Here is a 10,811-nt window from a genome sequence, read left to right on the forward strand (position 1 = left end):
ACATGAAACTTACACGTAGAGAATCCAAACAGCGTCGTCATCGCCGCGTTCGTGGGAAAGTTAACGGTTCACCGGAACGTCCACGCTTATCTATATTCCGATCCAATGAGCATATTTATGCTCAAGTCATTGATGATACCAAACAGGAAACAATAGTAGCTGCATCCACAGTAGAACCAGAATTGAAATCTCATATTGCTTCTGGCGCTAACTGTGAAGCATCTATACAAGTTGGCAAATTGGTAGCTGTACGCGCACTAGAAAAAGGGATCACCAAAGTCGTATTTGATCGCGGTGGCAACCTCTATCATGGTCGCATTAAAGCACTAGCCGAGGCGGCACGTGAGGCTGGTTTAGATTTCTAAGTCCGTCAGTAGTCAATAGTCAGTAGCAACTGACAACTGACAACTGACAACTGACAACTGACAACTAAAAGAGAGCATTGATTATGGTAACCGGTCGTCGTAAAGCAAGCCGTACAAAAAAAGAAGAAACCAACTGGCAAGAGCGAGTTATCCAAATCCGCCGGGTGAGTAAAGTCGTCAAAGGTGGTAAAAAACTCAGCTTCCGTGCCATTGTCGTTGTTGGTAATGAACGTGGACAAGTTGGAGTAGGCGTTGGGAAAGCATCAGATGTAATTGGTGCAGTTAAAAAAGGTGTCGCTGATGGTAAAAAACATCTAATTGACATCCCTATTACCAAATCTAATTCCATTCCTCACCCCATTGATGGTGTTGGTGGTGGAGCTAAAGTAATGATGCGTCCAGCCGCACCAGGTACAGGTGTAATTGCCGGGGGTGCTGTACGGACTGTATTAGAGTTGGCAGGAATACGTAATATTCTCGCTAAACAACTTGGTTCTAACAATCCTTTAAACAACGCTAGAGCCGCAGTAAATGCTCTATCTACCCTACGGACATTGACTGAAGTGGCCGAAGATCGCGGTATTGCCATTGAGAAACTCTATATTTAGTCAATCCTGGTATCAGATTCTCAATCCAAAATCTAAAATCTAAAATCCCAACCCAAAATGAGACTCAACGATCTTAAGCCCCAAAAAGGCTCAAAAAAACGCCGTAAGCGCGTAGGTAGAGGTATTTCCGCTGGACAAGGTGCAAGCGCTGGTCTAGGGATGCGTGGTCAAAAATCCCGTTCTGGTAGCAGTACAAGACCGGGTTTTGAAGGTGGTCAACAACCATTGTATCGTCGGATACCGAAACTCAAGGGCTTCCCCGTCGTTAACCGGAAAATTTACACTACGATTAATGTAGAGAAGTTAACTAACCTACCTCCTAATTCAGAAGTAACTTTGGAATCCTTGCAAGCGGCAGGTATCCTCACTGCTGTTAAAGGTCCATTGAAAATTTTGGGTAATGGAGAATTGACCGTTCCTCTTCATGTAAAAGCAGCCGCTTTCACAGGACAAGCCCGCACTAAAATAGAGGCTGCTGGTGGAAGTTGTGAAAGTGCATGAGAGATGAGAGGTGCAAATTGCAACGGCACCTGGTGATTGGGGAACAGATCCTTGGTTAATAGATACCCTAATCATCTTCATCAGATGAATTATAGTCAGGATGAAAAATCTTATCTCTTGGTCATTGGGGAAGAGATCATTGGTCAACAGATAACCTAATCATCTTCATCATAATGAATCACGTAAATCATAGTTAAGACTTCAAAGGTAAAATTCTATGATCAGTCGAGACAAAGCCCCAACGGCTCAAGAAACTTTTATGCAGATGGCGCAAGCAGCCGGACTTAGAGGTAGGCTGCTTGTTACTGTCGGTATTTTAATTTTGGTTCGCCTGGGTATCTTTTTGCCAGTACCAGGAATTGATCGCCAACGGTTTGCTGAAGCTATATCGGGCAATAATTCCATCTTTGGACTGTTGGATATATTTTCGGGGCGGGGATTGTCTACTTTGGGCGTATTCGCCTTGGGGATTTTGCCTTTCATTAATGCCTCCATTATTATCCAATTGCTGACCGCTGCTGTTCCATCTTTAGAAAATTTACAGAAAAATGAAGGTGAGGCGGGTCGGCGGAAAATATCACAAATTACCCGTTATGTGACTGTAGTTTGGGCAATTATTCAAAGTGTGGCTTTTTCGGCATTATTTTTGCAACAATTCGCCCTGAATCCTGGACCTGTGTTTGTAGCAGAAACGGCGATCGCCCTAACTGCTGGTTCAATGTTCGTCATGTGGGCATCAGAACTGATTACAGAACGGGGTATCGGTAATGGTGCATCTTTGTTGATTTTTGTCAACATTGTAGCTTCCCTGCCAAAATCCTTGGGTGACACCATTGACTTAGTACAAGTTGGGGGTAGGGAAATTGTCGGCCGGGTCATAGTTTTGGTACTAGTTTTCTTGGCCACAATTCTGGGAATTGTCTTTGTCCAGGAAGGAATGCGCCGTATCCCCATTATTTCTGCCCGTCGTCAAGTGGGTAGAAGAGTTTTAGCTGAACAACGCAGTTATTTACCGCTCCGGCTTAATTCCGGCGGTGTCATGCCCATTATTTTTGCAGCAGCAATCCTGAGTTTGCCACTGTTAATTGCCAATTTCGCCAAAAATCAAGAATTAGCCAACATTGTTAATACCTATCTGAGTCCTGGTGGTTCTGCCCCTTGGGTATACGCACTTGTTTACTTAACTTCCATTGTTTTCTTCAGTTACTTCTATTCATCGTTGATTCTCAACCCAGTGGATGTAGCTCAAAACTTGAAAAAAATGGGTTCTAGTATTCCTGGTATTCGTCCCGGTAAAGCTACTAGTGAGTATATCGAAAGAGTCACAAACCGACTGACTTTTTTAGGCGCGATCTTTTTAGGCTTAGTGGCTATTATTCCTACAGCCGTAGAAAGTGCTTTGAAAGTTCCTACCTTTAAAGGCCTGGGTGCAACATCTTTGTTAATTTTAGTAGGTGTAGCAATTGATACGGCTAAACAAATCCAAACGTATGTTATATCTCAGCGATATGAAGGAATGGTGAAACAATAGTGACGCGATTAATCTTCTTGGGACCCCCAGGAGCAGGAAAAGGAACTCAGGCTAAAAATTTGGCTGAATTTTTATATATTCCCCATATTTCTACAGGTGACATTTTACGCCAAGCTATTCAAGATCAAACAAATTTGGGAATGCAAGCCCAAAGTTTCATGGATAAAGGCGAATTAGTCCCAGACAAATTAGTGGAAGATATGGTCGAAGAACGCCTGAAACAACCCGATGCTCAAACAGGTTGGATTTTAGATGGTTTTCCTCGTAAAGTTACACAAGCCAAGTTTTTGGGTGAACTACTAATCAACCTCCGCGAAGGTGGTGAAAAAGTGATCAATCTAGATGCACCTGATGCGGTTGTGATTAACCGATTATTAGGACGCGGGCGCAAAGATGATACTGAAGAAGTAATTCGTCGCCGCTTAGAAATCTACCGCGATGAAACAGCACCCTTGATTAATTATTACAGCGATCGCCAGCAACTCTTAACTGTCAACGGTAATCAGTCCCAAGAAGAAGTTTTTTCTGATTTGAAAAATATCATAGCTGCTTAGATAAAACCAGGGGTAGCGGTCTGTGTGGTTAGGGGGAAAATAAAAATTTTTTTAGCCTCTTACCTCTGCCCTATCTTCTAAGTCAGGCGTAAGTCAATTTTAGCTAAGATATATTAATAAACTGTTGATATATTTTCTCTAACTGTGTTCTTTATGCCCATGCAATAAGGACAATAGGAGATTGTTGAGTTGAGGAAAAAACTTGTCTAAGCAAGATTTAATTGAAATGGAAGGAACTGTCACCGAATCATTGCCTAATGCAATGTTTCGTGTTGACCTAGATAACGGATTTAATGTTCTAGCACACATTTCTGGGAAAATCCGTCGTAATTACATCAAGATTTTACCTGGCGATCGCGTCAAAGTAGAATTAACACCCTACGACTTAACCAAAGGTAGAATCACCTATCGCCTGCGGAAGAAATAAATCTATGTAGAGGATCTTACCATAAATCAACTGGTATTTTTCTAGTTACAGAACTGAAATATTTCTTCTAGAAATGCTATAATTTACTATTTGGAGTCAATTTTAAAAGGCATGAAAGTCAGAGCCTCAGTCAAGAAAATTTGTGAAAAATGTAGCGTGATCAAACGTCGTGGTCGCGTGATGGTGATTTGTGAAAATCCCAAACACAAACAACGCCAAGGATAAACATTAGTTATCAAAGTTAAAACCGCGATGATTACAGCAGGAGTCGGAAGTGAACACTATTTGAATTTTCAGGTTTTACCTCCTTCACTAGTAATGACGCTATTGCCTAACACGAGGCTATGCCATCACGTTTTGTTAACTGCAATTAAGAAAATAATAGGGAGAGATTCATTGTGGCACGGATTTCCGGAGTAGACCTTCCACGTGATAAGCGTGTTGAAATTGGTCTCACATACATTTACGGAATTGGCTTAACTAGATCACAGAAAATTCTTGCAGCTACTGGTGTAAATCCAGATACCCGCGTCAAAGACCTTTCTGATACCGAGGTAACAGCCCTGAGAGGAGAAATCGAAAGCAACTATCAAGTTGAAGGGGATTTACGCCGCTTAGAAGGCATGAGCATCAAGCGTCTAGTTGATATTGGTTGTTACAGAGGTCGGAGACACCGTATGGGCTTACCAGTCCGTGGACAAAGAACTCGTACCAATGCCAGAACTAGACGTGGTAGAAGACAGACCGTGGCAGGTAAGAAGAAAGCTCCTGGCAAATAATTTTTTTAACCTTGCTGATCACAGCGGGTTGTACCTTCAATTTACTCAACAAATATGGCTAGACAACCAACTAAAAAATCCGGGAGCAAAAAGCAAAAACGTAACGTTCCCAATGGAATTGCCTACATTCAGTCTACTTTCAACAATAGCATTATCACCATTACCGATCAAAATGGAGATGTGATCTCCTGGGCAAGTGCTGGTTCTAGTGGATTTAAAGGCGCGAAAAAAGGAACACCCTTTGCGGCACAAACTGCTGCTGAAAGTGCAGCTAGACGGGCAACTGACCAAGGCATGAGACAAATCGAGGTCATGGTTAGCGGTCCAGGTGCAGGACGAGAAACAGCTATCCGAGCGCTACAAGGTGCAGGTTTAGAAATTACACTCATTCGGGATATTACCCCTATACCTCATAACGGTTGCCGTCCACCCAAGCGCCGTCGAGTGTAAACAGAACCTAGTTTGGTCAGCCAAAAGGCGGAAAACCAGGGAAATTTTAACAATGCCCTCAGTGGTTTGTGATTTGGAACTATTTTCCCCAAGCGAATACATACCCAACTTAAGCGCATGGGGTAAATAAGTTCGTTTAAGAATTATTTTCATAGTGCCTTAGCTTTTTCTCTGGGAAAGGCTAGTCAACTTTGTAAAAATGAAACAATAATGCCTGTGGTCTTGAGGTATCACCGTTAACTATATGTATGATGCCATCAGAAAAACCTCAGAGCAGCAAAGAAAATTCGAGAAGCAATTTGCTTTCTAGCAGCACCTTAACAAGGGAGGCTACTCCGTGGCGCAGTTTCAAATTGAATGTGTAGAGTCTAATGCTGAAGAAAGTCGAAGCTATTACAGCAAGTTTGTTCTAGAACCCTTAGAGCGTGGTCAAGGAACAACTGTTGGCAACGCGTTGCGGCGGGTTTTACTTTCTAACTTAGAAGGGACAGCAGTAACAGCAGTCAGAATTGCTGGTGTTACCCATGAGTTTGCAACAGTTCCAGGTGTGCGGGAAGACGTACTGGAAATTCTGATGCGAATGAAGGATGTCATTCTGAAAAGTTATTCTTCTCAACCCCAAATCGGTCGTTTACTCGTTAGCGGACCAGCAACAGTTACTGTAGCGCATTTCGACTTACCCAGTGAAGTAGAAGTCATAGATCCCACCCAGTATATTGCCACCATCGCCGAAGGTGGAAAACTGGAAATGGAATTTCGGATTGAGAGAGGCAAAGGCTACCGCACAGTTGAGCGAGGCAGAGAAGAAGCCACATCTTTGGATTTCCTGCAAATTGACTCAGTGTTTATGCCTGTGCGGAAAGTCAACTATAGTGTTGAAGAAGCCCGTGGCGATGGCTCTTTGAAAGACAGATTACTGTTGGAAGTATGGACTAATGGCAGTATTTCTCCTCAAGAAGCACTATCATCAGCCGCTGGAATTTTGGTAGATTTATTTAACCCACTCAAAGATATCTCCCTAGAACCAACGGATACAGGTTTAGATATCCCAGATGATCCTACTGCTCAAATTCCCATTGAAGAGTTGCAGTTATCTGTCAGAGCTTATAACTGTCTCAAACGCGCTCAAGTAAATTCTGTAGCTGACTTATTGGATTACACCCAAGAAGACCTATTAGAAATCAAAAACTTTGGTCAGAAATCTGCCGAAGAAGTGGTTGAAGCTTTACAGCGCCGTTTAGGTATTACTTTACCTCAGGAAAGAAGCTCTAAAAACGCCTAAAGCAAAGTTTGGAATAATTCATTAGTGCATTGTTATGCGTCATCGTTGCCGAGTCAAACAACTTAGTAAACCAGCGGATCAACGTCGCGCTCTCCTCAGAGCTTTGACAACAGAATTGATCCGTCATGGCAAAATTACTACAACTTTAGTCAGAGCTAAAGTTCTCCGTAGTAAGGTAGATAAAATGATTACCTTAGCTAAAGATGGCTCTTTAGCATCACGTCGGGAAGCATTAGGTTATATCTACGATAAAACCTTAGTTCACGCGCTATTTGAGCAAGCTCCTACTCGCTATGCTAACCGTCAAGGTGGTTATACTCGTATCTTGCATACAGTACCCCGTCGCGGTGATAATGCTGAAATGGCGATTATTGAACTGGTTTAAAGTTATTAGTCATTGGTCATTAGTCAGGAGCAAAGAAAAAACAACTGACAATTGACAACTGACAACTGACAAACAACTATGTTAGAAAGCCGCCAGCAAAATCAGACTCAGCGAGTAGCCTTAGTTATTCAGTATTTAGGTACTCGTTTTCACGGCTGGCAAAGACAAAAAGGGCAGCGGACTGTCCAAGAAGAGATAGAAACAGCCATAGCAACTGTTCTAGGGTATCACGTGACACTTCATGGAGCAGGTAGAACTGATTCTGGAGTCCACGCGGCTGCTCAAGTAGCCCATTTTCAAGCTACAACTTTAATTCCTGCACACAGGTGGGCAAAGGTTCTCAATGGCTATTTGCCCCCGGATGTATTAATCAGGGCATCAGCCAGTGTAAGTGAAAGTTGGCACGCTCGTTTTAGCGCGGTTTACCGACGATATCGCTACACAATCTATACTGAACAGCTACCAAATTTATTTGCACAAGCTTTCAGTTGGCATTATTACTATGCACCTTTGGATGAATCATTAATGACATCTGCCCTGATACCCCTACTGGGAAAACATCATTTATCTGCTTTCCAAAGGGCTGGTTCAGCGAGATCACATTCTTGGGTAGAAGTGCAAGCAGTAGAATGCCATCGTAGTGGATCATTTATTCATATTGAAATCCAAGCTAATGGATTTTTATATGGCATGGTGCGGCTGCTAGTAGGAATGTTGGTAGAAGTAGGTTCTGGACAACGGGCGCTAGATAGCTTTACGGATATCTGGCAACAGGAACGGCGGGAAAAAGTTAAATATTCTGCACCCGCCCAGGGTTTATGCTTGTTGAGAGTGGGCTATACCGATTTTCCCTTTCCAGAAAAAATCTGGTATGACACCCAACCATACTTAGTCATGGGTTATGAATCATGACAAAGGAAAACTGACAACTGACAAAGGACAAAAACAAACAATGACTAAAACCTACCTTCCCCCTCAAGCATCTCTTGAGCGCGATTGGTACGTAGTAGACGCTACAGATAAACGTCTGGGTCGTCTTGCTAGTGAGGTCGCCATGATCCTCAGAGGGAAAAGAAAAGCTGAATATACTCCCCATTTAGATACAGGGGATTTTGTCATTATTATCAATGCTGAGAAAGTGGCAGTTACAGGCAAAAAGCGGACTCAAAAAGTTTACCGTCGCCATTCCGGCCGTCCTGGTGGGATGAAAACAGAAACTTTTGCTAAGTTGCAACAGCGCTTACCAGAAAGAATTCTTGAACACGCTATCAAAGGTATGTTACCTAAGAATAGTTTGGGTAAACAGTTATTTACTAAACTCAAGGTGTATGCAGGACCAACTCATCCTCATGCAGCACAACAACCCAAAGAAATCACAATTAGTACAATTCCTGGAGAAAATTAATGCAAGTAGCAGAAACTACTAGCGGTAGAGCCGTTTACTGGGGAACTGGTCGCCGTAAGTCCTCAGTTGCTAGTGTCCGCCTAGTTCCCGGTGAAGGAAAATTGATTGTTAACGGTAAAGATGGGGAATTGTATTTCCAATTCAATCCTAACTACTTAGGAGCGATCAAAGCGCCTTTGGAAACATTGGGATTGGAAAGTGAATATAACATCTTGGTAAAAGCTGAGGGTGGTGGGTTAACAGGACAAGCTGATTCTATTCGCTTGGGTGTTGCCCGCGCTTTATGTCAGCTTGATCCAGATAACCGTTCACCTTTGAAAACTGAAGGCTATTTAACTCGTGATCCACGAGCTAAGGAACGGAAAAAATACGGTTTGCACAAAGCTCGCAAAGCACCTCAATACTCCAAACGTTAGACTGGGAGTCAGTAGATACGTTGCGCCGGAACGTCTGTACAGGAGTCAGCATAAAGATATCAAAAGTGAGGTTTTTACCTGTCCCCTGTCACCTACTTATCTCAATACCCAATGTCCGGTTATAATTTTTGATAGATTCACAACAACAAAACAATGGCTAAACCCGATATTCATCCCCAATGGTATCCAGACGCTAAAGTCTACTGTAACGGTCAAGTCGTTATGACCATTGGTTCAACTAAACCTGAACTACACGTAGATGTTTGGTCTGGAAATCACCCCTTTTACACTGGTACTCAGAAAATTATTGATACTGAGGGTCGTGTGGAACGCTTCCTCCGTAAATATGGTATGTCCAGCACTCAAACTGGCGACGATAATCAAAAGTAGCTGGTTGGCTGTAGCTGTTGATAGCGTAGCGTGGCGTAAGCCATGGACGACCCTGCATGATCGTGCTGGGTCTGTTGTCATTTAATGCTTGAGCCAACTTGTTATTTTTAAGGAGATTATTTAGTCATCATGGCAGAAACATATCTACTGGAGAAACTTAAATCTGTTGAACAAACCTTTAATGAATTAACACGTCGTTTAGCTGATCCTGATACTGCTAGTAATCCTGATGAGTATCAAAAAATTGCTAAGTCTCGTTCTTCTTTGGAAGAGGTAGTTAATACCTACGAAACTTGGAAAACAGCCCAGGATGAATTGGTAGGGGCGCGTCAGATACTCAAAGAGTCCAATGGCGATCCAGAGTTGCATGAAATGGCAGCCATGGAAGTTAGTGAATTAGAAGAAAAACTGGAATATTTAGAAGGACGTTTGAAGGTCTTACTGCTACCCCGTGACCCCAACGACGATAAAAACATTATGTTGGAAATTCGCGCTGGTACTGGTGGTGATGAAGCTAGTATATGGGCAGGAGACTTACTGCGGATGTATTCCCGTTACGCTGATACCCAAGGGTGGAAAGTGAAGCTAGTCAGCGAGTCCTTGGGAGAAATGGGCGGGTTTAAAGAAGTAATTCTAGAAATTCAAGGTGATAGTGTTTACAGTAAGCTGAAGTTTGAATCTGGTGTACATCGTGTTCAGCGTGTACCAGCGACGGAATCGGGAGGAAGGGTTCACACTTCTACTGCGACTATAGCAATTATGCCAGAAGTGGATGAAGTGGAAATCCACATTGATCCAAAAGATATTGAAATGAGTACGGCGCGTTCTGGTGGTGCGGGTGGACAAAACGTGAATAAGGTGGAAACAGCCGCCGATTTGTTTCACAAACCTACTGGTATCCGTATTTTCTGTACAGAAGAGCGAAGCCAGTTACAGAATAAAGAACGGGCAATGCAAATTCTCCGGGCTAAGTTGTATGAAATGAAGTTACGAGAACAACAAGAGGCTGTTACTTCCATGCGGCGATCGCAAGTCGGGACAGGTTCTCGTTCGGAAAAAATTCGCACTTACAATTATAAAGATAGCCGGGTAACTGACCACAGATTAGGACAAAACTATACTCTAAACCCTGTTCTAGAAGGTGATTTAGAAACGGTGATCCAATCTTGCATATCTCAAGATCAGCAAGAACGTTTAGCAGAGTTAGCAACAAGTGTTTCTAGTTAATTCAGGGAATAGGGAACAGGGAACAGGGAACAGGGAACAGGGAATTGGGAATTGGGAATTGGGAATTGGGAATTGGGAATTGGGAATTGGGAATTGGGAACAGGGAATAGGGAATAGGGAACAGGGAATAGGGAATAGGGAACAGGGAACAGGGAATTGGGAATTGGGAATTGGGAACAGGGAACAGGGAACAGGGAATAGGGAATTCGGAACAGTTTCAACTATCTGGATATCCTCAATTTCTCATATCCGACTCGACTCGACCCGACAAGGAAAAATGCAACTGTTTTGCAGACTCCATTTGCCAAAACAATCTGCTTGAGGGCATTCATCCCATAAAGTTGTAATTTCTCTTATACTCTGGTGAGTGCCATTACCTAAAATTAAATGGTCTAAAATGGGAATAGCTAGGAGTTCCGCGCCGGCTAATAACTGACGAGTCAATTCTATATCTGCTTCACTGGGTTCTAAACTCCCAGAAGGATGATTAT

16 protein-coding genes and 1 pseudogene are annotated in these 10,811 nt (G+C 42.8%); 16 read left to right on the forward strand and 1 reads right to left on the reverse strand.

Annotated elements, in window-relative coordinates:
• Positions 1 to 2: 2 nt before the first annotated feature.
• The 16 genes from rplR to prfA all read left to right on the forward strand — a co-directional run bounded on the left by rplR (position 3) and on the right by prfA (position 10,320).
• Positions 3 to 365: a 50S ribosomal protein L18 gene (gene rplR / locus CUN59_RS07925; RefSeq protein WP_104387332.1), complete on the forward strand. Its 363-nt coding sequence runs from the start codon at positions 3 to 5 to the stop codon at positions 363 to 365.
• Between the two features lie 83 nt (positions 366 to 448).
• A complete protein-coding gene (gene rpsE / locus CUN59_RS07930) occupies positions 449 to 973 on the forward strand; it encodes a 30S ribosomal protein S5 (RefSeq protein WP_104387333.1) in 525 nt (174 codons plus the stop codon).
• Positions 974 to 1,030: 57 nt separating this feature from the next.
• Complete coding sequence (gene rplO / locus CUN59_RS07935; RefSeq protein WP_104387334.1) at positions 1,031 to 1,474, forward strand: 50S ribosomal protein L15; 444 nt, start codon at positions 1,031 to 1,033, stop codon at positions 1,472 to 1,474.
• A 217-nt stretch (positions 1,475 to 1,691) separates the two neighbouring features.
• On the forward strand, positions 1,692 to 3,005 hold the full coding sequence (gene secY, locus CUN59_RS07940; protein WP_104387335.1) for a preprotein translocase subunit SecY: 1,314 nt from the start codon (positions 1,692 to 1,694) through the stop codon (positions 3,003 to 3,005).
• Complete coding sequence (locus tag CUN59_RS07945; RefSeq protein ID WP_104387336.1) at positions 3,005 to 3,559, forward strand: adenylate kinase; 555 nt, start codon at positions 3,005 to 3,007, stop codon at positions 3,557 to 3,559. The genes secY and CUN59_RS07945 overlap by 1 nt, the downstream gene beginning before the upstream one ends.
• A 202-nt stretch (positions 3,560 to 3,761) precedes the next feature.
• Complete coding sequence (infA, locus tag CUN59_RS07950; protein ID WP_006276978.1) at positions 3,762 to 3,986, forward strand: translation initiation factor IF-1; 225 nt, start codon at positions 3,762 to 3,764, stop codon at positions 3,984 to 3,986.
• Positions 3,987 to 4,097: 111 nt separating this feature from the next.
• Positions 4,098 to 4,211: a 50S ribosomal protein L36 gene (gene rpmJ, locus CUN59_RS07955; protein ID WP_015079193.1), complete on the forward strand. Its 114-nt coding sequence runs from the start codon at positions 4,098 to 4,100 to the stop codon at positions 4,209 to 4,211.
• Positions 4,212 to 4,384: 173 nt separating this feature from the next.
• Positions 4,385 to 4,765, forward strand: a complete 381-nt coding sequence (gene rpsM, locus CUN59_RS07960; RefSeq protein ID WP_104387337.1) for a 30S ribosomal protein S13 — start codon at positions 4,385 to 4,387, stop codon at positions 4,763 to 4,765.
• A 54-nt stretch (positions 4,766 to 4,819) separates the two neighbouring features.
• Positions 4,820 to 5,215, forward strand: a complete 396-nt coding sequence (gene rpsK, locus CUN59_RS07965) for a 30S ribosomal protein S11 (protein ID WP_104387338.1) — start codon at positions 4,820 to 4,822, stop codon at positions 5,213 to 5,215.
• A gap of 337 nt (positions 5,216 to 5,552) precedes the next feature.
• Entirely contained in the window at positions 5,553 to 6,497 is a 945-nt protein-coding gene (locus CUN59_RS07970) for a DNA-directed RNA polymerase subunit alpha (protein WP_104387339.1), read from the forward strand.
• 34 nt (positions 6,498 to 6,531) lie between these two features.
• Entirely contained in the window at positions 6,532 to 6,882 is a 351-nt protein-coding gene (gene rplQ, locus CUN59_RS07975) for a 50S ribosomal protein L17 (protein WP_104387340.1), read from the forward strand.
• Between the two features lie 78 nt (positions 6,883 to 6,960).
• Positions 6,961 to 7,794 carry a tRNA pseudouridine(38-40) synthase TruA gene (truA, locus tag CUN59_RS07980; protein WP_104387341.1) on the forward strand — a complete coding sequence of 278 codons (834 nt, stop codon included), beginning with the start codon at positions 6,961 to 6,963 and terminating at the stop codon, positions 7,792 to 7,794.
• Between the two features lie 40 nt (positions 7,795 to 7,834).
• Positions 7,835 to 8,287: a 50S ribosomal protein L13 gene (gene rplM, locus CUN59_RS07985; protein WP_104387348.1), complete on the forward strand. Its 453-nt coding sequence runs from the start codon at positions 7,835 to 7,837 to the stop codon at positions 8,285 to 8,287.
• Positions 8,287 to 8,703, forward strand: coding sequence for a 30S ribosomal protein S9 (gene rpsI, locus CUN59_RS07990; protein WP_104387342.1), 417 nt, complete (start codon positions 8,287 to 8,289; stop codon positions 8,701 to 8,703). Before rplM ends, rpsI begins: the two co-directional genes overlap by 1 nt.
• 153 nt (positions 8,704 to 8,856) lie before the next feature.
• Positions 8,857 to 9,093 (forward strand): 50S ribosomal protein L31, encoded by a 237-nt coding sequence (gene rpmE, locus CUN59_RS07995; RefSeq protein ID WP_104387343.1) that lies wholly within the window; start codon positions 8,857 to 8,859, stop codon positions 9,091 to 9,093.
• Between the two features lie 129 nt (positions 9,094 to 9,222).
• Positions 9,223 to 10,320, forward strand: coding sequence for a peptide chain release factor 1 (gene prfA / locus CUN59_RS08000; protein ID WP_104387344.1), 1,098 nt, complete (start codon positions 9,223 to 9,225; stop codon positions 10,318 to 10,320).
• Between the two features lie 312 nt (positions 10,321 to 10,632).
• On the opposite strand, the pseudogene CUN59_RS08010 reads toward prfA, so the two are convergent.
• Positions 10,633 to 10,811, reverse strand: a pseudogene (locus CUN59_RS08010) (JAB domain-containing protein); the annotation flags it as partial.

Source organism: Cuspidothrix issatschenkoi CHARLIE-1, from assembly GCF_002934005.1.
GTDB classification, from domain to species: domain Bacteria; phylum Cyanobacteriota; class Cyanobacteriia; order Cyanobacteriales; family Nostocaceae; genus Cuspidothrix; species Cuspidothrix issatschenkoi.

Excerpts from the sequence above, each read along its gene's own strand:
- rplR (WP_104387332.1), top strand. The coding sequence starts at position 3 with ATGAAACTTACACGTAGAGAATCCAAACAGCGTCGTCATCGCCGCGTT.
- rpsE (WP_104387333.1), top strand. The coding sequence starts at position 449 with ATGGTAACCGGTCGTCGTAAAGCAAGCCGTACAAAAAAAGAAGAAACC.
- rplO (WP_104387334.1), top strand. The coding sequence starts at position 1,031 with ATGAGACTCAACGATCTTAAGCCCCAAAAAGGCTCAAAAAAACGCCGT.
- secY (WP_104387335.1), top strand. The coding sequence starts at position 1,692 with ATGATCAGTCGAGACAAAGCCCCAACGGCTCAAGAAACTTTTATGCAG.
- rpmJ (WP_015079193.1), top strand. The coding sequence starts at position 4,098 with ATGAAAGTCAGAGCCTCAGTCAAGAAAATTTGTGAAAAATGTAGCGTG.
- rpsK (WP_104387338.1), top strand. The coding sequence starts at position 4,820 with ATGGCTAGACAACCAACTAAAAAATCCGGGAGCAAAAAGCAAAAACGT.
- rplQ (WP_104387340.1), top strand. The coding sequence starts at position 6,532 with ATGCGTCATCGTTGCCGAGTCAAACAACTTAGTAAACCAGCGGATCAA.
- truA (WP_104387341.1), top strand. The coding sequence starts at position 6,961 with ATGTTAGAAAGCCGCCAGCAAAATCAGACTCAGCGAGTAGCCTTAGTT.
- rplM (WP_104387348.1), top strand. The coding sequence starts at position 7,835 with ATGACTAAAACCTACCTTCCCCCTCAAGCATCTCTTGAGCGCGATTGG.
- rpsI (WP_104387342.1), top strand. The coding sequence starts at position 8,287 with ATGCAAGTAGCAGAAACTACTAGCGGTAGAGCCGTTTACTGGGGAACT.
- rpmE (WP_104387343.1), top strand. The coding sequence starts at position 8,857 with ATGGCTAAACCCGATATTCATCCCCAATGGTATCCAGACGCTAAAGTC.
- prfA (WP_104387344.1), top strand. The coding sequence starts at position 9,223 with ATGGCAGAAACATATCTACTGGAGAAACTTAAATCTGTTGAACAAACC.